This window comes from uncultured Pelagimonas sp. (genome assembly GCF_947498515.1).
Classification (GTDB): Bacteria; Pseudomonadota; Alphaproteobacteria; order Rhodobacterales; family Rhodobacteraceae; genus Pelagimonas.
This window is the reverse complement of record NZ_CANMKO010000007.1, coordinates 278,157-301,152: the sequence shown is the minus strand read 5'-3', so window position 1 is coordinate 301,152 and position 22,996 is coordinate 278,157. Positions and strand designations below refer to the sequence as shown.

The following is a 22,996-nucleotide window of genomic DNA, read 5'->3' as shown; positions in this document are numbered from 1 at the left end:
CAGGTGAATAGCGGCTCGCTCTGTTGTCTCTTTCAATGACTCCAATCCTTCCCAGATTTGGAGCCTCCGGAAAACCCCGAGCGGTTCAATTCATGAACTTACGCGCACCTGTAGTACGACCTTTCGAATGCAGTCGATAATTTGGTCACGCAAGGAGCTCCAGCGTTTGAGACAACCACCCCAATGTTGTCCAACTGCTCCAAACGGAATTGGCGGAGCGTGAGGTGAGTTCAATTGCCTATCAGGCCCAAATGGCGCGCTTCCCGTCGTTCAAGAATCTCGTAGACTTAGACCTCGCATCAAGCGACATCAGCGAGGTCACAGTTCGCCGATTCCCTCGTGTTGAGCTTATGGAAAACGCGGAAAACGTTGTTCTGATGGGTGGTACAAAATCGGCAAAAGCATGTTGCCCCAACTATCGGCGTGCAGGCAAACGAGGATCATCGACGCAAAGCGCAACTACTCCACCGTCGAGTTGATGAATGCATTGGAGTGAGGAAATGCCTTTGGAAAGGCAGGCAATTGGTTGAGATGTTCACCAAGATTGTGGCGGAGAGGAAGGGATTCGAACCCTCGAGACGGTCTCCCGCCTACACACTTTCCAGGCGTGCGCCTTCGACCACTCGGCCACCTCTCCGTCGACCCGTTTAACGGAAAGGTCTAGGGGGGTGCAAGTCGATTTCTAACCGACCAAACAATGTTTTTTCAATTGCCCGATCAGTTCCCGTTTTATCAACCCGTTTCGGGGCAACCCCAATGACAAAGTCAGGAGTTGTCGCGCCAACGATTCACAATCGGGTAACGGCGGTCCAACCAAAACGCCCGGGGTGTAAGGCGTGGACCGGGTGCGGATTGGAAGCGTTTATATTCGCTAATATAGAGCAAGTGCTCCACCTTTTTGGCATCCGCACGGTCAAAACCGGCGGCGACGCAATCGGCGATTGACCCTTCTTTGTCGACCAGTATCTCAAGGATAGCATCAAGCACCGGATAATCCGGTAGGCTATCGCTGTCCTTTTGATCATCGCGAAGCTCGGCAGAGGGGGGTTTGGTGATGATCCGATCCGGAATCACCGCGCCGGACGGCCCCTTCATCCAATCCCGGTGGTTTTCATTGCGCCAGCGGCATTGATCAAACACACGGGTTTTATACATATCTTTGATAGGGTTATAGCCGCCCGCCATGTCGCCATAGATCGTCGCATAACCGACTGCGACTTCGGATTTGTTGCCGGTGGTCAAAAGCATTTCGCCAAACTTGTTCGACAGGGCCATCAACAACAGCCCACGAAGGCGCGACTGAATGTTCTCTTCGGTCAGATCGGCTTCGGTGCCTTCGAAAAGCGGGGCAAGCGTGTTGGTGATCGCGGCACGGCCTTCGGCGATCGGGACAAAGTCGTAGCGACATCCCAGATTCTCGGCCAAGGCTTTGGCGTCATCCAAGGAGTCAGACGAAGTATATTCCGACGGCAACATGACACAGCGCACATTTTCCGCCCCCAAAGCATCGACCGCGATGGTTGCAACGATGGCGGAATCGATCCCGCCTGACAGACCCAATAAGACCTTTTTGAAGCCCGTTTTGTACAAATAGTCCCGCAGGGATTCGACCATCACGCGGTAATCTTGTTCCCACGCGTCCGGGTGTTTGGTGAACGGCCCATCAAGCGCGCGCCAGCCATCCGAGCCGCGTTCGAAATCAACTTGGGCGATGACCTCATCGAACACCGGCAATTGCAAAACGATCTTGCCGCCGGGGTTCAACACAAAGGTTCCGCCGTCAAACACCTGATCATCCTGCCCACCGGTCATATTCAGATAGACCAAAGGGAGTTCCGTTTCGACGACCCGGGCAACCATGTGGTTCAACCGGGTTTCGAATTTGTTGCGGTAATAAGGCGATCCGTTGGGGACCAAAAGAAACTCCGCCCCGGTTTCTTCGAGCGTTTCAGCCACATCCGAGTGCCAAGCATCTTCGCAAATCGGCGAGCCGATCCGCACATCACCGACGCTATAGGGCCCAGACAACGGCCCGCTGTCAAAAATCCGCTTTTCATCAAACACGGTTTCATTCGGCAGGTGATGTTTCAGAACCGTGCGCACAATCTTGCCACCGGTGCAAATGTGATACGCGTTGTAAAGCTCGGTTCCCTCGACCCAAGGGCCGCCAATCGCCAGTGTCGGACCATCGGCGCAGTCAATCGCCAATTGTTCAACAACCTGAATGGCCTCGGCGTGAAAGGCCGGTTTCATCACCAAATCCTGTGCATTATAGCCGGTAATGAACATTTCAGGCAGCGCCACCATGTCGGCACCGGCGGCTTTGCCCTGCTCCCAGGCATCGCGTGCCTTGGCAGCATTGCCGTGCAAATCACCCACTGTTGGGTTCAACTGTGCCAGTGTCAGACGAAAACGATCACTCATCGGGCCTGCCCTTATTCTTCGCGTTTCACCTTTGAAATAGCAGATGCACGCCGGAGGAAAAGCGTAATGGGCAAAAGAGATTGCCCCTAAGCCCCGCCTTGGTTACGTTTTGGCCAATTGGAACACCCGCAATGGGGACGGGACGAGCATGAAGACCGCAGGTATCATCACCCTTTTTGTCGCCGCGCTAGCACTGGCCGGGCCAGTCAGCGCGCAGGACACTGAGGTTGTCACCAAACAATATGACGACGGCGGCGAATATGTCGGCACGTTCCAAGACGGGTTGCAACACGGCACCGGCACCTATCGATTGCCCAATGGCTATGAATACAACGGCGATTGGTTCGAAGGGGAAATCAAGGGCGACGGCGTCGCGCGGTTTCCCAACGGGTCGGTCTATGAGGGCAAGTTCGCCAAGGGCAAACCCGAAGGTGTCGGCAAGATCACCTTTGCTGATGGCGGCACCTACGAGGGCACTTGGCGCGACGGTAAGATCACCGGCAACGGCGTGGCGATCTATGCCAATGGCGTGCGCTACGAAGGGTCGTTCCGCAACGCGCTGCACCACGGCAAGGGCATCATGACCTCGCCCAATGGGTACCTTTACGATGGTGATTGGGTGAATGGCGTCAAAGAAGGTGGTGCCAAAATCACCTATCCCGACAGTTCGATTTATGATGGCCGTGTTGCCGATGGCGAACGCGAAGGTCAGGGCAAGTTAACCATGCCAGATGGCCTAATCTACGAAGGCACGTGGCGCGACGGCCAGATCGACGGATCAGGCAAGCTGGTCCAGCCCAACGGCGATATTTACGAAGGCCAGTTGGTTGATGGTCGCCGCGAGGGTGCGGGCAAAGTCACCTATGCCAATGAAGACACTTATGAAGGTGAGTTCAACAATGACCAACGCCATGGCCAGGGCACCTTTTTTGGCAAGGACGGCTACAAATACGAAGGCAATTGGGTGTCAGGCCAGATCGAAGGCCAGGGCAAAGTCACCTACCCCGATGGCTCGGTTTATGAAGGCGCGTTCAAGGGTGACCTTGCCAATGGTAAGGGCAAAATCACCTATCCTGATGGGTCGACCTATGACGGCGACTGGAAAGAAGGCGTGATCGACGGACGTGGCGTGGCCAGCTATATCAATGGCTTGGTTTACACCGGTGAATGGTCCAACGCCCGCAATAACGGCTTTGGGATCATGACCTACCCTGACGGCTATCGCTATGAAGGCGGTTGGAAAGACGGCCAGCGTCACGGCGAAGGCAAAGCCACCTACCCAGATGGCACCTTGTACGAAGGGCAATTCCGCGATGGTCAACGCCATGGCCAAGGTGTGATCAACATGGCCGGTGGGTTTGTTTATGACGGCAACTGGGAACGCGGCGAAATAAGCGGTGAAGGCATTGCAACCTACGCCAATGGCGACATCTACACCGGCATGTTCAAGAACGGCAAACGCCAAGGGATCGGCACCATGCGCTATGCCACCGGCGAAGAGGCCAATGGCGATTGGGTCAATGGTGCCCTGACCGGTAAACCGGCCGTTGCCGAGCCCGCAGAAGAAGCCGTCGAAGCCTCTGACTAGGCCGGTGGGTTCCCGCAGTGACAAAGTCGCATTTGCGCCAACACCGTTGCGCCGATAGGCTGGCCGGCAATCCATGACCGGAGCCTTGATGTCTACTGTTCGTTTGCGCCTGTTGATCTTGGCCCTGTTGCCATTGATCGTGCTTATGCCCTTGCTTTTGCTATTGGGGATGACGCGGTGGAGTGCGGATTACGACAAGGTTTTGATCGCCAATGTCGAAAGCGATCTGCGCATCGCAGAACAGTATTTGGCGCGCCTGATGACCGAAACCGGCACCGATCTTCTTAGCGTCGCGGAATCGACCGAATTTTCCACTTTGCTGGATCGCTCGGTCACCGCTCAGAACGCCTATTTCAGCGCCAAACGGGATGCGCTAGAGCTGGATTTCCTTTACTTTATCCCAAGCGACAAGGTCGAACCCGTCGCAAGCAAATGGCCCGTCATTCGCACGGCGTTGAACGGCATGGCCAACACCCAGATCGACATTTTTTCAACCACAGATCTTGAAGATTTTTCTGATGGTTTGACCACACAGGCCCGCATTGACCTAATCGACACAGAAGCCGCCAGCCCGACATCGCGGACTGTCGAAGATCGCGGCATGGTCGTTCATAGCGCCTCTCCGGTTATGATCCCGGGTCACAAAGGCGTTTTGGTTGGCGGCATTTTGTTGAACCGCAATCTGCAATTCATCGACACGATCAACGCCCTTGTTTACTTGAACGCCGTCACCGGTGGCGAGCGACAGGGCACCGCCACACTGTTTCTTGATGACGTGCGCGTATCGACCAACGTGCGTCTCTTCGGAGATGTGCGCGCCCTTGGCACCCGTGTTTCTGGCGCGGTACGAAGCAAAGTTTTAGATCAAGGTCAGACATGGCTGGCCCGGGCTTTTGTGGTCAATGATTGGTATATCTCCGGCTACCTGCCGCTTACTGATAGCTTTGGCCAACGTGTCGGAATGCTATATGTCGGCTTCCTGGAAGCGCCTTTTGCAGCGGCAAAACGATCCGCCTATTTGTGGATGATGGTGGCCTTTGGTGCGGTTTTGGCCCTGTCTGGGCCTGTGTTCCTTTGGCTGGCCAAAGGTATTTTTGCGCCATTGGAACGAATGAGTTCGACCATGCGCAAGGTGGAAAAAGGCGATCTATCGGCCCGGAATGGCAATATAGGCACCAAGGATGAGATCGGCCAAGTGGCCGCGCATTTGGACAGTTTGTTGAACCAAGTCCAAGATCGCGATCAGAAACTGCGCGCTTGGGCGGACGAGTTGAACCAAAGGGTTGATCAACGCACCTCGGAACTACGTGATGCCAATGCCAAGCTCGAACAGACGTTTAAACAGCTGGTGATGTCAGAAAAACTCGCCTCGATTGGTGAAATTACCGCGGGCGTCGCCCATGAAATCAACAACCCGGTTGCGGTGATCCAAGGCAATGTTGACGTCATGCGTGAAACGTTGGGCGAGCATGCCAAGGATGTCAAAACCGAGCTGGATTTAGTTGATCAACAAGTCTCGCGCATTGATGCAATCGTGGGCAAGCTTTTGCAATTCGCCCGCCCCGGTGAATTTTCGGGATACGAAGAAACCACTATGTTGCAACCGGTTGTGTCCGACTGCTTGGTTTTGGTCGATCACCTGATCATCAAACGGGACATTTCTATTGTGCTGAACCTTGGCGATGCACCTGCGGTCAAAATAGACCCCGGCGAAATGCAACAAGTGGTGATCAACCTGATCGTCAACGCGGTCCAAGCTATGGGGGATCACGGTGAGTTGTCTATCGCTTTGGCACCCACGCAACGAGATGGAACAGAGGGAGCCGCACTAATTATCAGCGATACAGGCCCCGGCGTTCCAGAAGACAAACTCAATTCGGTTTTCGATCCGTTTTTCACCACCAAACAGGCGGAAGGCACCGGGCTTGGCCTCTCGATCAGTCAAACCCTGATCCAACGCTCGGGTGGTATCATCTCGGCCCGCAACACGGATCGCGGGGCCGAGTTCACCGTGTGGCTACCTGCCGCGTAACGTCACTCACCCCACGCGGCGCATTTGCGATCTATGGTTTTGCGTGACACACCCAAACGTCGCGCCGCCTCGGCCCGGTTGCCGTCGCATTGATCTAGCACATGCAGGATGTGGCGCTGCATCACGAAATCCAACGTCTCCATCGCCTGCGCGCCGGTTACTTGACCGTTGCCAGAAAACTCATCCGGGAACTCACCCAAAATTACCGATCGCTCGATCAGATTACGCAGTTCACGCACATTTCCGGGCCAATCATAGCGGCGTAGTTTTAGAAGGGTTTCATCGTCCAATTCCAACGCGGGCATCCCCAACGCCATTGAAAAATGAGTCATGAATAGGCTGGCAAGTTCGACAATGTCCTCGGATCGATCCTTGAGCAAAGGCATGTCGATATTGACGATGTTGATGCGGTGATAGAGATCCGGCCTGAACCTGCCCTCTTCGACCGCGCGCTCCAAATTGGCATTGGTGGCAAAACACAGCCGCAGGTTCAGCGGGATATCACGTTCGCCACCAACCGGCCGCACGCGTTGATCCTCAAGCACCCGCAGGAGCGCCGCTTGCAAAGGTTCGGTCATTTGGGCCACTTCGTCCAAGAACAAAGTCCCACCGTCAGCAAGAAGGAATAGGCCGGCTTTGCGCTGATCCGCGCCTTCGACGACCCCAAACAATTCCTGTGAAATACGATCCGGGGCCAAAGCCGCGCAATTTACGGCGACAAAGGGCTTTTCGGCCCGATCCGAAAGTTGATGCAGGGTGCGCGCAGCGACCTCTTTGCCCGTCCCACTGGCCCCGGTGAACAAAACCGGTGTCGGTAGCGGGGCGAGCTTGTGCAACATCGCCCGCACATCGGCCAAGGCATCGGACGTGCCTAGAAGCTGACCACGGGCATTGTCCGACGACAATTCATGACGCAAAAGCGTGTTGTCACGTTGCAAATACTTGCGGTCCAATGTGCGCGATACCGCATTCAAAATCTGGTTGGCGCGAAACGGTTTCAATACAAAGTCCGACACCCCCGCCCGCAACGCCGTAATCGCCGTTTCGAGATCGGCATAGGCCGTGATCAGGATCGTATCGGCAAACAGGCCAAGGCGACTTTGCTCGACAACCCATTCCAGCCCGGTTTTTCCCGGCATGATGTTGTCGAGGATGACCAAATCAAAATGCGCCCGGTCCAACATGGCCGTCGCTTCGTCCGGTGATCCGGCTTGTTCCACCCGTTTACAGCGGGGTTCCAAGATTTTGGTTAGGAAATTGCGCATGCCCGGTTCGTCGTCCAACACAAGGATCGACGCGCCCTTTAGGCTGTTCCCGTATTCGTCTGCCACATGTACCTCAGTTCAATCGGACACTGGCACCGGAATAGCGCTCTTCGGCGGAAAAGCCTATCTCTGCGAGAATGAAATTGGCGGCAATGCCGATGATGATGGTTGCGGCGAACCCGGCCCACATGGCTTTCATTGGGTTAGTCTCCTTGGCTTGTATTGTCTTTGAGAAAGGTGATCAGATCGGCGCGATCTTGTGGCTTCGCGATCACCTGCATGGGCATTTTACTGCCCGGAATATAGTGGTCAGGCCCCTGATCAAACAGGGCATCGATGGTGGCCTCATCCCAGATAATCGGCGATCCATCCAAGGTGTCGGAATAGGAATACCCCGGAACTGTCCCGGCGCGGCGTCCGAAAACACCGTGCATCGTTGGGCCAGCTTTACGGGATGGCCCTGCTTCGAGGGCATGACAGATCGAACATTTGCGCATAAATTGCCGTTCACCGTTGGGCATGGTGTCAGCGGCCTGAAGGAAGCTTCGCTCACCGTTTATGGCCGGATCATATTCATCCAGACTGGCCACCGGCCAACCATAGGCCACATCATCCAGCCCCCCGGCCCAGATGGTTTGCCCGTCGTTGGAGAAGGCCAAAGCCCAGACCGGACCATTGCGCGTGGCGCGAAAATCACGTGATATTTTCCAAGCGGCGGTGTCGATCATCATGATATAGCCCTGCCCGTCCCCAACAGCGAGCTGATGGGTGTCAGCGTGATAGGCCATCGACAGGATCGGGCGGCGATCAAGAGTGAAGTCGGAAATCTGGTCACCAGTTTCTGGGTGAACAATTCGGGTGCCACCATCCACAGCGCCATAGGCAAGCCAGTCGTCGGTGACGATCAGTTTATTGATACCAAAGCCATGTTTGACGATGGGTCGCCCATGAATTGCCGTGTCACGCCCTTCCCAATTCAAGATGGTTCCATCCGACGATGCAGAGTAGAGCCCTCCTGATGGGGCGAAAGCCACAGCATTTACCCCACTTTTGTGCCCGGTCAATACACGAGGTAGAAAGTCAAAAGGAGGGCTATCAATAGACTGCAATAGACGAACGATCGTCACCAAATGAATGGTTCCGTCCCAGCTCGCGGTAGCCAAGCGGTCATTGCGCAGGTCGATGGCAATATCGCTCACCTTCCCTTTGTGTTCGGTAACGCGCAGTGCGGTGGATAGTTCGGGATGCTGGACCAAAACACGAAAATCATCACCACCAGAGATGACAAGTTGGGTCTCGGGTGACGTCAACGCAATAACCGCCGCGTCATGTCCTTCCAACCATGTCGGGGTGCGCCCGTCCCAAACCCCGACCGAATTGTCAAAACTAGCGGTGACCACCGTCCCATCTGGGGCGACGGCGATATCCATGATCGGGCCTCCGTGCCCTTTGAGCGTGGTAAAATCTTGCGCCACGGCTGGCGTTACCCAAAGGGCAAGCAAGCTTATGAGTGGCGCAAGACCTCGCATTATTCCGCCGGAGTAGCGGGGGTGGTGTCTTTGGGTTTGGCATCACGCGGCTCGCGCCCTTCGGCAACAAGAACCTCATCAAGCCAAATCGAGTGGTGCTGATGCGCCCATGCTTCGTCAACTTCGCCCGTGGTCATCGCATCCGCCGCACCGTCCATACCGACCGAGCCGATATAAATATGCGCCAACACAATCGCCATAAGGACAAAGGCCATAATCGCGTGCCAGAGCTGGGTGTATTGCATTTCCTCTTGCGGCGACAATTCGGTCGGCAAGGGGGCCAAGCCCACCCAACCCGGCGCACCGATGTCGTTTAACAAAACGAAGGTTTTCGCCATCAACGGCAGTTCGTAAGGGAACAGCAACGACACGCCGGACAAGGCAATCGAGCCACCAAATAAGATAACCGACCAAAAGATGATCTTTTGACCCCCATTGAATTTCTTGGCTGGGGGGTGGTTTTTGCCAATGATACCGCCGAATTGGGCAAACCATTTGATGTCCGTGCGGTCGGGAATATTGTGCCAAACCCACATAAAGAACACCATAATCAGCCCAAGGATAAAGGCCCAAGCCACGTTGTTGTGGATCAGTTTTGACACGGTGAGCAGGGTCGAGTTGAACTCGTGCCCAAGATAGGGCGCGATGAAGTTTCGGCCAAACAAGACAAACAGCCCGGTCAGGCCCAATAGGATGAATGACCCGCCCAAAATCCAATGCGCCATGCGTTCGATGAATTTGAAACGGGTAACAGTGTGGCCGGTCATCGGCTCATCAATGCCAATTTTGCCTCGCAACAGATAGAATAAGATCAGCGCGCCAATGGTCCCGAGTAAAAGCCAGCCGCCGTAGGTGGCCAGCGGGCCTTCGCGGAAGGTTAACCACCACATGCCGCCGTCCTGGACTAACATGGCCGAACCTCCGCTGCGGGCCGAGGTTGTCAGGTCAGCCGAACCATAACGCAGCGCGCGCCACAGTTCCGGGTCTGATGCACCACCAAGAGGGGCGAGCTGGGCCGCGCCGGGGTCTGCGGCGGGGTCGCCGACATTGTCGCGCCGAAACGCATCATCAACCGTTTCGCCACGCTGGCGGGCCATGATGTCTTCGAGCGTCTGAGCGCCACCGGTCGCGGCGCGATCAGGGGCAGGTGTTGCGGTCACATCTTCAGCCTGCGCGACGCTTGTCAGCAGCAGTGAAAAGACAAGTGCGAGTGCCATGCGCAGCATGTGTCACCCTCCTTGGAGGTCTAGAATTCGAATGAGGCGCAGGCCAGCCCGAGGGAAGAGGGCCGCCCTGCTGATTGGAGATAGAGCGGGGATACCCCCGCCCATCCAGAGCGTCAGCCGCCCTTTTGGTCGTAGGCAGTGCCCCAACCCCAAGCACCCGAGCCGAAGCCGCGAGCAACCACACGTTCACGGTAGATCGCCGACACGATGTCGCCGTCACCCGCCAACAGGGCCTTGGTGGAACACATTTCTGCACAAATCGGCAGTTTGCCTTCGGCAATACGGTTGCGACCGTATTTGGCAAACTCTGCGGTCGAGTGGTTTTCTTCGGGGCCACCGGCGCAGAAGGTACATTTGTCCATCTTGCCGCGGGATCCAAAGTTACCAGCCTGTGGGTATTGCGGCGCGCCAAACGGACACGCGTAGAAGCAATAACCACACCCAATGCAGAGATCCTTGGAGTGCAGGACGACGCCTTCTTCGTTTTGATAGAAGCAGTCGACCGGACACACCGCCATACATGGCGCATCGGAACAATGCATACAGGCCACCGAGATCGAGCGTTCGCCGGGGTTACCATCTTGGATGGTAACAACGCGACGACGGTTGATGCCCCAAGGCACCTCGTGCTCGTTCTTACATGCGGTGACGCAGGCGTTACACTCGATGCAGCGTTCGGCATCACATAGGAACTTAGCTCGTGCCATATCCTGTTCTCCTTATGCTGCTGAGATTTTGCAGAGAGTACATTTTGTCTCCTGCATCTGAGTGACCGAGTCATACCCATAGGTCTGCGCGGTGTTGGTGCTTTCACCCAATACATAGGGATCAGCGCCATCGGGGTATTTGTCCCGCAAATCCGCACCTTGGAAGTGACCACCAAAGTGGAACGGCATAAAGGCAACGCCTTCGCCGACCCGGTTGGTGACCATCGCCATAACCTTGACCTTGCCGCCTTCTGGACCTTCGACCCAGACCTGAGCCCCGTCGCGCACACCTAGGTTGTTGGCGTCACGTGGGTTGATCTCGACGAACATGTCCTGCTGAAGTTCAGCCAGCCATGGGTTCGACCGTGTTTCATCACCGCCGCCTTCGTATTCAACCAAGCGACCAGAGGTCAGAATGATTGGGAAGTCTTTGGAGAAGTCGTTCTTCTGGATCGACGCATACATGGTCGGCAGACGATAGAACTTGCGGTCTTCGTAGGTTGGATAATCCGCAACCAGATCGCGACGCGGGCTGTAGAGCGGTTCGCGGTGCAGCGGCACCGGATCCGGGAACGTCCACACGACGGCACGGGCCTTGGCGTTACCAAACGGCGCACATTCATGCGCAATCGCAACACGCTGGATACCGCCGGAAAGGTCGGTTTTCCAGTTGGTCTTGGCACCGGCTACGGCCTCAATCGAGGCACGTTCTTCGTCGGTCAGATCACCATCCCAACCAAGGTCCATCAGCATCTGCATGGTGAATTCCGGATACCCGTCTTGGATTTCCGAATTCGCACTGTAGACACCGTCGGCCAACAGGTTGTCGCCATCCCGCTCAACGCCAAAGCGCGCCCGGAAGGTGAGACCACCCTCGGAAACCGGCTTGGACATATCATAGAGGTTCGGCGTTCCGGGGTGACCCATCTCTGCGGTGCCCCAGCAAGGCCATGGCAGACCGTAGTAATCGCCATCCGCCGGACCACCAATCGCCTGCAGCGTGGTTCTGTCGAACGTGTGCTGGTTGGCCATGTGCAGTTTCAGACGTTCGGGCGACTGGCCGGTATAGCCAATGGTCCACATGCCTTTGTTGATCTCACGCAGCGTGTCTTCGACATTTGGCGTGATGCCATCTTCTTCCAGCTCGATGTTGCGGAACAGGCGCTCATGGAAGCCGAATTTCTTCGAGAACAGACCAATGATTTCGTGATCAGTCTTCGATTCAAACAGCGGATCCATGATCTGTTCACGCCACTGGAACGACCGGTTTGACGCCGTGACCGAGCCACGCGTTTCAAACTGTGTCGCCGCTGGTAGCAGGTAACAACCATCGGTACGGTCATGCATAACGGCGGAAACGGTGGGATACGGGTCGATCACGACCAGCATGTCCAGCTTTTCCATCGCCGTTTTCATTTCCGGCCCACGAGTCTGCGAATTCGGCGCGTGACCCCAAAGAACCATGGCGCGGACTTTGTCCGGGTTGTCCATGTTTTCCGGGTCTTCAAGAACACCATCGATCCAGCGCGAAACCGGAATACCGGTTAGGTTCTGAAGCGACTTTTCCTTGCCGTCGGCACCGGTGGTCTTTGCAAACTGATTGCCGAGCCATTCGCCGTCTTCTTCCCAAACGCGCGCCCAATGGGCCCATGCACCTTTGGACAGGCCATAATAGCCAGGCAAAGTGTGCGACAGAACACCAAGGTCGGTTGCGCCCTGAACGTTGTCGTGACCGCGGAAGATGTTGGTGCCACCACCCGAGGTGCCCATGTTGCCCAGCGCCAGCTGAAGCACGCAATACGCGCGGGTGTTGTTGTTACCGTTGGTGTGCTGCGTACCACCCATACACCAAATCACGGTGCCGGGACGGTTGTTTGCCATGGTACGGGCAACGCGGCGGAGCTGAGAACCGGGCGTGCCAGTGACACGTTCGACTTCTTCAGGGGTCCACTTGGCCACTTCTTCTTTGATCTGGTCCATGCCCCAAACACGGGTGCGGATGAACTCTTTGTCCTCCCAACCGTTTTCGAATATGTGCCACAAAATACCCCAGACCAACGCCACATCCGAACCGGGACGGAAGCGGACGTATTCATCCGCATGGGCCGCAGTACGGGTAAAACGTGGGTCACAAACGATCAGCGGAGCGTTGTTTTGCTCTTTCGCCTTCAAAACGTGGAGCAGCGAAACGGGGTGCGCTTCGGCTGGGTTACCACCAATGATAAAGATCGCTTTGGAATTGTGGATGTCGTTGTACGAGTTTGTCATCGCACCATAGCCCCAGGTGTTTGCAACACCGGCAACTGTGGTTGAGTGACAAATACGCGCCTGGTGGTCCACGTTGTTGGTGCCCCAATAGGCAGCAAACTTGCGGAACAGATAGGCTTGTTCGTTCGAGTGTTTGGCCGAACCCAGCCAATAGACGCTATCCGGGCCACTTTCTTCCCGGATATTCATCATGCCGTCGCCGATCTCATTGATCGCCTGTTCCCAGCTGATGCGCTTCCACTCTCCACCCTCTTTTTTCATAGGGTATTTCAGACGGCGTTCGCCATGGGCGTGCTCACGCACCGAGGCCCCTTTGGCGCAATGCGCACCAAGGTTGAACGGGCTGTCCCAGCCGGGCTCTTGCCCAACCCAAACGCCATTCGATACCTCGGCCACAACGGTACAACCGACCGAACAGTGGGTACAAATGGATTTCTTGGTTTCCACCGCGCCGGTTGCAGTGGTCGCGGCCGAAGCCTGCTGCACCGTACCGCCGGTGGCTGCAATCGCGGCAAGGCCACCGATCGCAAGACCGGACCCGCGCAAAAACGCACGGCGGTCTACTGAAGCATTTGCAGCTTCAGAAAGGATACTGGTCCGCTGGGGGCGTCGCGCAACCCCGTTGGTCTTTTTCCTAAGCATGTTTCTCTCTCCCTTGCGTGCATGGGGTTTGATCCCCAGCTTGCTTGGTATTCACGAATGATCTTTTGACGGTCGGGCGTCACGCAACCAGTTGCCAAAAGGCGGGGTGATCACGTCCGGTTTAGAACCGGGCGGAATCGAGATAGGCGCGGGTATGCGCGGTATCTTGCATCTTGTTCGATGCCAGATCAGGTTCCGCCGCTTGGGCTTCGCCTGCTGTGGTCGCAACTGCCAACGCCGCTACAGGCGCCGTGGTTCCGGCCATTTTCAAGAAATCACGGCGCGATGCCTTGGTTTCTTTTGTCATCTTGGGTTCTCCCCTTGATGTGTTCTGACGGTTGCCCGTCACTCGAAATGCTGACTCTCCGCCAGCAACCAATCACTCACTACTCAATCTGAATCCTTCGGCCTCGATCTCCATAAAGGCGCGGCCAACTGTGCCGACCGACGCGTAGAATACCGAATTCTTGGCCCCTTCGAGATCGGTAAAGAAATGCGTTGCCCAAGGGCCGATATGGCGATTGAAAAACGTCTTTTGATCATCCAGCGTCGCCGGCGAACCGAAACGCCCCACAACCAGCGCACCCATCATTTCCATCAGGCTGGCAATGTTATCTTCGGGTTCAAACACGTTTTGCGCCCGTTCCAGCCCACGCGCGACCATGTCTTTGCGCAGCTGAGCAAGCGGCTTTTCGTTTAGAAACCCAGTTAGGTAGTAAGAGGCATAGGGGAGCAATTCACCCCGCCCCAACCCGATGAACAACTTGTTGTATTCGCTCTCAACGGCTTTGGGCTTGGTGATCTTGGCCACCTTGGCCAAGGTGCTGATTGCGCGCCCCAGATCACTGTCATCGCCGCTGAGGCTAGCGGTCTGGGCTAAAAGCATCTCGTCGGGCGGGCCCGACAGGATCAAGCCAAGAAAATTGTATAGATCAGCGCGAAGCCGATCCTCGGTTGCAATCTGAGTGGTGTCCACGGCTGCGGTCATCCTGTCCTCTGGTCGTCAAATGTGAATGTCATGCGGCGCGACCCCGGCGTCGGGGCTTGCGCTGCGTCTTCGGCACCATCGTCCCAGACGGGCTCATATGGCTCCTCATCTTCGACCGCTTCCGCAGCAAAAGCCAGAACTGCTTCTTTGTCTTTTAACTCAGGTGGGCGAACCGGGTTGATCTCCGGCTCTTCCGTCTCGGCTTCGGTGTCGTCATCCGCCATCTCAACCGCCGCGTCTTCTTCGGCCTGACGCGCCAGCTCTTCGACATGGGCCATCATGCCCTTGCCGACCTGATAGGCGCTTTGCATGTTCTCAACGCACATGGCGGCGTCGGTGAAATCCTCACCGTAATCCACGAGACCGTCGATATTCGCCAAAAGCGGGTTCACCGTCCAAAGCTTGCGCAACGCCCGCGTTTTCAGACGCGCCGGGATCGCGTCGCCCATAAACGCCTTGAAATCATCCCCTTCACCCAATGTATCGGGATCAGGCAGGCCAAGCTCTTTGAGCAGCTCTTCGTCGGTCTTTTCGGCCTGAACCGCTTCAACCTCGGCCTTGGCCACAGCCTCTTCGGCTTTGACTTCTGCAATGGTTTCTGCCTCAACAGCAGCTTTTCGACGGGCCCAAAAATCGCTCATTGCAACCTCGCCTTCTTGCGGCCAGTTGGCGACCGGTACACATCAGCGACCTGCGTGATGCGCGCATCGCCAATGCCATCTTCGACCAGATCGGTGCGTTTTTTGTCGCGACGCCGCTTTACGAAAACTTCGTCCTCGTGGAATTCTTCAACAAACTCGCGCACCCAAGCCACCAAACCGGCGGGCATAGGAACCTTTTCAACAAGCTCTTCGCCGCTGTCGGTGTAGTCCTGCGCTTCGTAGGGGGAGGCGGTGACGAGCAGCATATCAAGCGGGCAATCGCCTTCGCCTTCGCGCATCACGACGTAGATGCAAGGCACCTGAGCGGTGAGCCCGTGCAGATAGGCTTCGGTCTCAGCCCCGTGCAATTCGAGTGTTAGTGTCGCGGCGTGATATTCAATCGCTTCACCTTCGCGGCGCATCTCACGAAAATCAGCGGGTCCGGCACCGGGCAACACGGCAACAGCTTTCCACACCCAAGGCACCCAGCGCGTTACGCCCGGCGTCTTTCTCAGCACGATACCCAGCGGCATCGTCTGATACATTTTAGGATTGTGGATCAACCCAGATGTCCTCCCGTTGCCTTAACCTTGCGTCAGAGCGGCGGAGGTTCAAAGCGCTGATTGGGCGAAAACGGTATTCTTTGGTATTCCGGGACAAATTGGGCAGGCCCCCACCCGCCAAAGGGTCAGACTGGACGAAATGTCTAATCCGACAAAAAACATATGTTTTCCGACAGCCTGCAATTTTGGCGAATCATCGGCGCGAATCACCCTGCTAACCGGGGAATTCGAGGGTTGATCGCACAACAAAATCGGTTGTCGCCAGCTTCGAATCATGCCTACGCTCTGCTCCGGATGGGGAACATTTTCGGCCGGAAACGGCCTATATTACGGTGAGGAAAACATGCCTAAGTCTCTGATTACATGTGATTGTATGGGGTCCATGCAATTGGACATCGATGGGCTTCGGCAATCGACAGGTTTGGAGGTGTCCAAACCCTGTTCTACGCTCTGCACCACCCAAATCGACAAAGCCGCCGCCGCGCTTGAAGCCGGTGACACAATTATTTGCTGTACCCAGGAAGCGCGGGTTTTTGAGGCATTGGCCGCCGAATTGGGACAGCCTGAGGCCCCATTGCTTGACCTGCGCGACCGGGCCGGATGGAGTGCCGATAGCGCCTCAAAACTACCCAAAATGTCCGCGCTCGCGGCCGAGGCCCTTCTTCCTGCGGTGCCAGCCAAGACCCGAGATGTGATTTCAGAGGGGCTCTGCCTGATCACCGGACCGGCAGATGTAACTCTCCCAGTGGCTGAACAACTTAAGGGATTTCTGAGTGTTACCGTTCTTTTGAATAGTGCCGAAGACGTTCCGGACACTTGTGAGTTTGACGTGGTTGTCGGCAAAATTCGCAAGGCAAATGGCGCGTTTGGACAATTTGACCTGACCATTGATGCACTGCAACTGCCCCAACCCGGCGGGCGTGGGGCGAACCTTTCGGATCCGCGTGATGGCGGCCAAACCCAATGTGACATCCTCTTGGATCTAACCGGCGGAACACCCTTGTTCCCCGCCCCCGAGAAACGCGAAGGATACCTGCGCGCAGATCCCGCCCATGCGCCTTCGGTCAGCGCCTCGGTTCTAGCGGCATCGCACATGGTCGGAACCTTTGAAAAGCCTCTTTACGTCAAAGCGGAACCGCTCCTGTGTGCCCATTCACGGGCCGAGCAAACCGGGTGCAGCAATTGCCTTGACCTGTGCCCAACGGGGGCAATTTCGCCCGCCGGAGATCATGTTAGCATCGACCCAATGGTTTGCGCGGGCTGCGGGGCCTGTTCTGCGGCCTGCCCGTCCGGGGCCATCACCTATGACGCCCCGCCCGTTGATTTGACCATGCGCCGCGTCCAAACCTTTGCCAAAGCCTATCTGGATGCCGGCGGCACAGCCCCCCGTTTGATGGTGAGCGACGCCCATGGCGCGGAAATGGTGCGTCTTTCGGCGCGCCACGGCGGCGGTCTGCCTGCTGATTTGATCCCGATGGAGGTTCCGGCGCTGAACCTATTTGGCCACGCAGAGGCGGTTGCGGCACTGGCGGCAGGCTTTGCCTCGGTGACGCTTGTGCCCAGCCCGGCAACGGATCGCGACGCCTTGCAGGTTCAGATCGCTTTGGCCGAAGCGATCGGCGGCACCGATAGCGTCACCCTGTTGGACACAACCGACCCCGATGCCATGTCCGATGCGTTTTACGGCGCGGTCGCACCTGTACCGGTGGCAACGCCGGTTCGCCCCATGGGGACGCGTCGCCAAATCACCCGTCAGGCAGCCCGCGCCTTGAACCCGGATACCGAAACCCTGCCTTTGCCGGCAAACGCCCCCTATGGCGCGGTTGTTGTGAACACTGATGATTGCACATTGTGCCTATCCTGCGTGTCGCTCTGCCCCTCTGGCGCTCTCGGTGACAACCCCGATCTGCCGCAGCTGCGGTTCCAAGAAGACGCCTGTTTGCAATGCGGATTGTGTTCCCACGTCTGCCCGGAAAACGCGATTAGCTACCTCCCCCAGCTTGACCTGACCGACGCCGCACTAACCCAAAAAGTGATCAACGAAGAAGAACCCTTTGCCTGTATCGAATGCGGGTCGTTGTTCGGGGTGAAATCGACAATCGAAAAGATCACAGAAAAGCTCGAGGCACATAGCATGTTCCAGCGCCCAGAGGCGCTCAAGATGATCCAGATGTGTGACAATTGTCGCGTCAATGCGCAGTTTCAGGCCACGGACAATCCGTTCCAGGGTGGCGAGCGCCCCAAACCCCGCATGACCGAGGATTACCTGTCAAAGCGGCGGGACCACTAAGGGTTTATTGATGCACCAGCGGGTTCCCCAGATCGGCGGCTTGCAGCCCCGACACATAGGCCAGTATCGCCGACACTTCGTCGATCGTCATGAGGACGGGAACGATGGGTGGCGGCCGGTCTTCGGGGAACGGGTCCGTCAAATCGGCAACCTGCGTAAAGGACGGGTGCGGGTTGAGATCATAGAAGGTCGCAAAGCGTTCCTGCCAGTCGGACAGGCTCCGCAAGACGAAAAAGCTTGGGGTCGAACCGATCGTTGTCAGCCGGGTCGATTCGTCAACCGCATGGCAGCGGGCGCATTTGGTTTTCGACGCCGTCAGCCCCAACACCGCATTGCCGTCAAGAGTGACATCCTCGACCTCTTCCTCCCCTTCGGGCGGCACGGAAAACAGTGCGGTGCCGTCGGGTGCAAACCCGGTGATGGTGCGCAGGCCAACATCGGAAAACATCCATTTCGCCAAACGTTCGGTGCTTTTGTGCCCCTCGCGTTGGCGTTTCAAATGCCAAATCTGTGCCTGCCCCTGAAACACCGCGCGCCCGTCCGGTCCAAGGGAAAGGTCGGCACCTTCGGCATCCGCAAGCACTTCAACCTTGATCTGGGTTTTCAGCGAAAAGCGCGGCAGGATATGCTTGAACAAGCCGGTTTCAACCAACCCTTGCGGCGCGTACAACCGAACCAACCGATCTTCTGCGGCCGCAGCCAGCGGCACCAGAAGCAACAAAATTATGAACAGACCTTTTTGCATGCCTTTAGGGTAGGCAAGCAGACGGGTCTACGTCAACGGGTCCGATAGGAGTAGACGATGAGCGACGATTTCAACATGTCCATGCGCAAGTTTCTCAAGCAGGTTGGGGTGACATCCCAACAGGCCATCGAAGAGGCGCTGCGCAATGGCGACACAAGCGGAAAATCCTTTTCGGTCAAGGCTGTGGTGACTATCGAAGAGCTAGGCATGACACATGAAGTCACCGGCACATTGTCCGGCGACACCAAAGGGCAGGACTGATCCGTGGCAAACAGAGAAACCGTTCTTGAGGTTCTGAAATCCATCACCGACCCGGTTACAGGCAGCGATATCGTGGCCAGCGGGGCCATGCGGGCGCTTAACGTTGGTGATGGCACCGTGCGTTTTGTCATCGAAATTGCGCCGGAAAACGCCAGCCTTTTCGAACCGGTTCGGGCCGAAGCCGAAACGCGGGTCAAGGCGCTGGATGGCGTAGACACCGTGTCGGTCGTCTTGACGGGGCATTCCAACGCCGCTCCGCCGGATTTGAAACCGTCAAAACCTTCCGAGCCCAAGGGGCCACAGCGCCTTCCCGGTATTGCGCATATTATCGCAGTAGCCTCGGGCAAAGGCGGCGTTGGCAAATCCACCGTGTCGGCCAACCTCGCCTGTGCTTTGGCGGCGCAGGGTCGCAAGGTTGGTCTTTTGGATGCCGATGTTTATGGCCCAAGCCAGCCGCGCATGTTGGGCATTAGCGGACGGCCTGCGTCACCGGATGGCAAAACCATCCTGCCGATGCGCAACCACGGCGTCACGATGATGTCGCTTGGCCTGATGACCAATGACGATCAGGCGGTTGTATGGCGTGGTCCGATGCTCATGGGCGCGTTGCAACAAATGCTAACCCAAGTGCAATGGGGCGCGTTGGATGTGTTGATCGTTGACCTTCCACCGGGCACCGGCGACGTGCAAATGACGCTGGCGCAGAAGGCCCATATCGACGGGGCAATCATCGTGTCCACGCCTCAGGACGTGGCCCTTATCGATGCGCGAAAAGGCATTGATATGTTTAACCAATTGAACGTTCCCATTATCGGGATGATCGAAAACATGTCGACGCATGTCTGCTCCAAATGTGGTCACGAAGAGCATGTGTTTGGTCATGGTGGCGTAGCCGCCGAAGCAGAGAAGCTTGGTGTTCCTTTGCTGGCCGAAGTGCCCTTGCATCTTGATATCCGTTTGGCGGCGGATGGCGGTGCCCCGATCACCGTTAGCGCCCCGGATAGCGCACAGGCGCGGGCCTTTAACGACATTGCCAATGCGTTGGTGGCATGGGACAAGGCATGACCGGTTCTGAGCTGCAATTCCCGCCCCTCATGTCTGGCGAAGCCTGTGACGGCGACGCTTTTGACACCGCCTGCCAACGGGCGGTGATGGGCTGCGACGCGGGGTTGATCTGCTATCACTTGGGCACCAGCACCTTGGAGGGCGCTCTTGTCTTTGCCCCCGAGGTACCGTTGCGCCATGCTATGGCGATGCTGCCGCTTTGTGGGATTGGATTTCAGAATGCGCTGGGGGCGTTGGCCCCACCTGAGGTCGCCGTACACCTGGAATGGGCGGGTGGCATTCAAGTCAACGGGGCCGATTGTGGTCAATTCCGTGTCATGGCCTCGGACACCGATCCCGAGGCCGTTCCTGATTGGTTGGTTGTTGGCTTTACCCTGCCGCTTTGGCCCAAAGATGACAATCCCGGCGCAAACCCGCACGAAACCGCTTTGTATTCCGAGGGCTGTGCAGATGTTCAGGCCCCGGCCCTTGTCGAAGCTTGGGCGCGCCACACGCTCAACTGGATTACCCGCTGGGAAGTAGAAGGCACACGCCCGCTCCATGCGGAATGGCGTGGGCTAGCGCACGGTGTCGGTGAACCCATGCAGCAAGGCGGCCTAGACGGCACGTTCCTTGGTGTGGACGAAGATTTTGGCATGCTCTTGCGTGACGATAATGAAACCCATCTGATCCCACTCACAACCCTGTTGGAGAACGACTCATGAAGCTCGCCCGTGCGATCCATTTCGACGAATCCGACCAACGCGTCTTCCATTCTCCGGCCCGAACCGGGGAATGGTGCATTCCCGGCGGGTTTGAGTTTTCCAATTGGTCCGAAGCCGATTTATCCGGCAAAGCGCGTCAGGCCTTTGCCAACGGTTGGTTTGGTTTGGAGACCTCGGGCCGCGTGACATTTGTTGCTGTGACCGAAATAACCGAGGCCGAAAAAACAGACCTTACGGCCCAATTGGCAAATCACTTTGTGACCTACTACGGCGCCCCATCGGTTGAGGCTGCTTTGCCTGTCGCCGCTGAGGAAATCACGCATATGCAAGAATTGTGCGAGGATCACCCTCCCAACACCTTGCTTACCGTCGCCCGAGAATTGACCGACGCCGGTGTCAAAGAAGCGTTTCGCGTGATTGAGCCCCAAGAAGCCGGTCTAGACCAATTCGCTATTCACGGGTCCGTCGACGAAGAGTAGCCATAAAAAAGGCCCCTGCCCGGAAGGATAGGCAGGGGCCGTTGCGGTTTGGGGCGACGGCCCCGCCGCACATCTTATTCGGCGTTGAACACAAAGAGAGTTTCGCCGTTGATCTTGTAGGTATTGATCAGTTCCTTGGCCTTGTCAGAGACCAACCAACCTTCAAGCTTGGCCGCCAAATCGGTTTTGACATGGCTGTGCTTGGCGGGATTGATCGGCAAATAGGCGTATTGATTGAACAGAACCGGATCACCAGCATAGAGCAGCTCAAGATCGCCTTTGTTTCCAAAGTTCAGCCAACTTGCCCGATCCGACATGATATAGGCCCCCATGCCCGCCGCAGTGTTGAGCGACGCGCCCATGCCAGCCCCAACCGCATTGTACCAGCCGCCAAACCCTTTGGCGTCAAGCTCGGCAGACCCCCAAAGGCTCAGCTCTTTCTTGTGGGTGCCGCTATCGTCGCCACGGCTAACAAACGCCGCGCCCTTGTCAGAAATGTTTTGCAAGGCGTTCACGGCGGTAGGTACGCCACGAATGCCCGCGGGATCATCCTTGGGGCCAATAAAAACGAAATCGTTGTACATGATTTCACGACGATGCGTGCCATAGCCTTCGGCAAGAAACTTGTCTTCGGCTTTGCGGCTATGGACAAGGATCGCATCCACATCCCCAGCGCGGCCAAGCTTCAAGGCCTGACCCGTTCCAACCACCAACAGCTGCACATCCAGGTCCAAATCCTTTTGGATTTCAGGCAACAAAATGTCTGCCAGCCCGGAATTGTAGAACGACGTGGTGACCGCCATTTTCATGCTGTCGCCAGCAAAAGCAGCGGTTCCGATAATGACGGCGGCTAAGGTTGCAAAAACCTGTTTCATTCCACGATATCTCCTCTGAGGAATGCAGATGCCTGAGGCGTATCAGGCGACGAAAAGAACTTTTGAGCCGGAGAGTGTTCATGAACCCGGCCCTTAAACATGAAGACTACACTATCTGCCAGCCGCCGTGCTTGTCCCATGTCATGTGTGGACATAATCAGGCGAGTTCCGCTGGCACGGGCCTCTTGCAGGACCTCTTCGATCTCGCGCATCGCGCGGCCATCGAGCGACGCACAGGGTTCGTCCAAAAAAACCAGTTTCGGTTGCACGATCAACGCGCGGGCTAGGGCAAGCTTTTGCTGTTCGCCACCAGAAAGAACCGGCGCGGGACGGCGCAACATATCCTGTAACCCAACTCGTTTGGCCCAATCCTGCGCCTTGGCACGGGCGTCGGACTTCGACATGCCGCGCATCCGCAACGGGTAAATTAGGTTCTCTTCTACCGAACGGCGCAACATGACCGGGCGTTGAAACACAAAAACCTGTTCGTGGTGGGCTTCTTCGGTTGGGCATGCCCATTCGATCGTTCCGGAATTCAAACGGGCCGCTCCGTGGAGAAGGCGCAAAAGCGTGGTTTTACCCGCCCCATTTGGCCCGACCACAACACATGTGCCCGTGCCTTCCAATTCAAGGTCTACAGGGCCAACAAGCGTTTTTCCGCGCCGAGACGTCTGCGCGCCTTTGACGGACAGAGGGAACATATC

The 22,996-nt window shown here is 56.7% G+C and carries 22 protein-coding genes and 1 tRNA gene; 8 read left to right on the top strand and 15 right to left on the bottom strand.

Annotated elements, in window-relative coordinates:
- The first annotated feature begins 224 nt into the window (after nucleotides 1-224).
- Nucleotides 225-479, top strand: coding sequence for a hypothetical protein (locus Q1A43_RS15145; RefSeq protein ID WP_299936513.1), 255 nt, complete (start codon nucleotides 225-227; stop codon nucleotides 477-479).
- 68 nt (nucleotides 480-547) lie between these two features.
- Here Q1A43_RS15145 and Q1A43_RS15140 read toward each other — a convergent pair.
- Nucleotides 548-637, bottom strand: a tRNA-Ser gene (locus Q1A43_RS15140).
- 128 nt (nucleotides 638-765) lie between these two features.
- Entirely contained in the window at nucleotides 766-2,424 is a 1,659-nt protein-coding gene (locus Q1A43_RS15135; RefSeq protein ID WP_299936512.1) for an NAD+ synthase, read from the bottom strand.
- A 148-nt stretch (nucleotides 2,425-2,572) separates the two neighbouring features.
- Here Q1A43_RS15135 and Q1A43_RS15130 point away from each other — a divergent pair, with 148 nt between their 5' ends.
- Together Q1A43_RS15130 and Q1A43_RS15125 are read left to right on the top strand one after the other, a co-directional pair.
- Entirely contained in the window at nucleotides 2,573-4,012 is a 1,440-nt protein-coding gene (locus tag Q1A43_RS15130; protein ID WP_299936509.1) for a 2-isopropylmalate synthase, read from the top strand.
- Between the two features lie 88 nt (nucleotides 4,013-4,100).
- Nucleotides 4,101-6,044, top strand: coding sequence for a HAMP domain-containing sensor histidine kinase (locus tag Q1A43_RS15125; protein WP_299922029.1), 1,944 nt, complete (start codon nucleotides 4,101-4,103; stop codon nucleotides 6,042-6,044).
- 2 nt (nucleotides 6,045-6,046) lie between these two features.
- Here Q1A43_RS15125 and Q1A43_RS15120 read toward each other — a convergent pair whose 3' ends face one another.
- The 10 genes from Q1A43_RS15120 to Q1A43_RS15075 form a co-directional block, all read right to left on the bottom strand.
- On the bottom strand, nucleotides 6,047-7,375 hold the full coding sequence (locus tag Q1A43_RS15120) for a sigma-54 dependent transcriptional regulator (RefSeq protein WP_299936507.1): 1,329 nt from the start codon (nucleotides 7,373-7,375) through the stop codon (nucleotides 6,047-6,049).
- A 7-nt stretch (nucleotides 7,376-7,382) separates the two neighbouring features.
- Nucleotides 7,383-7,508, bottom strand: a complete 126-nt coding sequence (locus tag Q1A43_RS15115; RefSeq protein WP_299922025.1) for a hypothetical protein — start codon at nucleotides 7,506-7,508, stop codon at nucleotides 7,383-7,385.
- A gap of 4 nt (nucleotides 7,509-7,512) precedes the next feature.
- Nucleotides 7,513-8,838, bottom strand: coding sequence for a c-type cytochrome (locus tag Q1A43_RS15110; protein WP_299936506.1), 1,326 nt, complete (start codon nucleotides 8,836-8,838; stop codon nucleotides 7,513-7,515).
- Nucleotides 8,838-10,064: a formate dehydrogenase subunit gamma gene (locus Q1A43_RS15105; protein WP_299922021.1), complete on the bottom strand. Its 1,227-nt coding sequence runs from the start codon at nucleotides 10,062-10,064 to the stop codon at nucleotides 8,838-8,840. The genes Q1A43_RS15110 and Q1A43_RS15105 overlap by 1 nt, the downstream gene beginning before the upstream one ends.
- A gap of 113 nt (nucleotides 10,065-10,177) precedes the next feature.
- Nucleotides 10,178-10,771, bottom strand: coding sequence for a formate dehydrogenase FDH3 subunit beta (fdh3B, locus tag Q1A43_RS15100; protein WP_299922020.1), 594 nt, complete (start codon nucleotides 10,769-10,771; stop codon nucleotides 10,178-10,180).
- Nucleotides 10,772-10,783: 12 nt separating this feature from the next.
- Nucleotides 10,784-13,681, bottom strand: a complete 2,898-nt coding sequence (locus Q1A43_RS15095) for a formate dehydrogenase subunit alpha (protein WP_299922018.1) — start codon at nucleotides 13,679-13,681, stop codon at nucleotides 10,784-10,786.
- A gap of 121 nt (nucleotides 13,682-13,802) precedes the next feature.
- Nucleotides 13,803-13,988: a twin-arginine translocation signal domain-containing protein gene (locus Q1A43_RS15090; protein WP_299922017.1), complete on the bottom strand. Its 186-nt coding sequence runs from the start codon at nucleotides 13,986-13,988 to the stop codon at nucleotides 13,803-13,805.
- A gap of 72 nt (nucleotides 13,989-14,060) precedes the next feature.
- Nucleotides 14,061-14,669: a molecular chaperone gene (locus Q1A43_RS15085; protein WP_299922015.1), complete on the bottom strand. Its 609-nt coding sequence runs from the start codon at nucleotides 14,667-14,669 to the stop codon at nucleotides 14,061-14,063.
- Nucleotides 14,666-15,310 carry a DUF3306 domain-containing protein gene (locus tag Q1A43_RS15080; protein WP_299936504.1) on the bottom strand — a complete coding sequence of 215 codons (645 nt, stop codon included), beginning with the start codon at nucleotides 15,308-15,310 and terminating at the stop codon, nucleotides 14,666-14,668. Before Q1A43_RS15080 ends, Q1A43_RS15085 begins: the two co-directional genes overlap by 4 nt.
- Nucleotides 15,307-15,843 (bottom strand): DUF3305 domain-containing protein, encoded by a 537-nt coding sequence (locus tag Q1A43_RS15075; RefSeq protein WP_299922060.1) that lies wholly within the window; start codon nucleotides 15,841-15,843, stop codon nucleotides 15,307-15,309. Before Q1A43_RS15075 ends, Q1A43_RS15080 begins: the two co-directional genes overlap by 4 nt.
- 373 nt (nucleotides 15,844-16,216) lie before the next feature.
- Here Q1A43_RS15075 and Q1A43_RS15070 point away from each other — a divergent pair, with 373 nt between their 5' ends.
- Entirely contained in the window at nucleotides 16,217-18,163 is a 1,947-nt protein-coding gene (locus Q1A43_RS15070; protein WP_299936503.1) for a 4Fe-4S binding protein, read from the top strand.
- 4 nt (nucleotides 18,164-18,167) lie between these two features.
- On the opposite strand, the gene Q1A43_RS15065 is transcribed toward Q1A43_RS15070, so the two are convergent.
- Nucleotides 18,168-18,908 carry a hypothetical protein gene (locus Q1A43_RS15065; protein WP_299936500.1) on the bottom strand — a complete coding sequence of 247 codons (741 nt, stop codon included), beginning with the start codon at nucleotides 18,906-18,908 and terminating at the stop codon, nucleotides 18,168-18,170.
- Nucleotides 18,909-18,965: 57 nt separating this feature from the next.
- Here Q1A43_RS15065 and Q1A43_RS15060 point away from each other — a divergent pair, with 57 nt between their 5' ends.
- From Q1A43_RS15060 to Q1A43_RS15045, 4 genes are read left to right on the top strand one after another with little or no spacing between them, the layout of a single operon-like run.
- On the top strand, nucleotides 18,966-19,169 hold the full coding sequence (locus Q1A43_RS15060) for a DUF6494 family protein (protein WP_299936497.1): 204 nt from the start codon (nucleotides 18,966-18,968) through the stop codon (nucleotides 19,167-19,169).
- Between the two features lie 3 nt (nucleotides 19,170-19,172).
- Entirely contained in the window at nucleotides 19,173-20,234 is a 1,062-nt protein-coding gene (locus tag Q1A43_RS15055) for an Mrp/NBP35 family ATP-binding protein (protein WP_299936494.1), read from the top strand.
- Complete coding sequence (locus Q1A43_RS15050) at nucleotides 20,231-20,938, top strand: biotin/lipoate--protein ligase family protein (protein ID WP_299936491.1); 708 nt, start codon at nucleotides 20,231-20,233, stop codon at nucleotides 20,936-20,938. Before Q1A43_RS15055 ends, Q1A43_RS15050 begins: the two co-directional genes overlap by 4 nt.
- Nucleotides 20,935-21,417, top strand: a complete 483-nt coding sequence (locus tag Q1A43_RS15045; RefSeq protein WP_299936488.1) for a DUF6505 family protein — start codon at nucleotides 20,935-20,937, stop codon at nucleotides 21,415-21,417. The genes Q1A43_RS15050 and Q1A43_RS15045 overlap by 4 nt, the downstream gene beginning before the upstream one ends.
- Nucleotides 21,418-21,491: 74 nt before the next feature.
- Here the strand turns inward: Q1A43_RS15045 and Q1A43_RS15040 are convergent, their stop codons facing one another.
- Nucleotides 21,492-22,292, bottom strand: coding sequence for a substrate-binding domain-containing protein (locus tag Q1A43_RS15040; RefSeq protein ID WP_299936486.1), 801 nt, complete (start codon nucleotides 22,290-22,292; stop codon nucleotides 21,492-21,494).
- The gene (locus tag Q1A43_RS15035; protein WP_299922058.1) at nucleotides 22,289-22,993 is read right to left on the bottom strand and encodes an ATP-binding cassette domain-containing protein; all 705 of its coding nucleotides are present in this window, start codon (nucleotides 22,991-22,993) and stop codon (nucleotides 22,289-22,291) included. The genes Q1A43_RS15040 and Q1A43_RS15035 overlap by 4 nt, the downstream gene beginning before the upstream one ends.
- Nucleotides 22,994-22,996 lie beyond the last annotated feature (3 nt).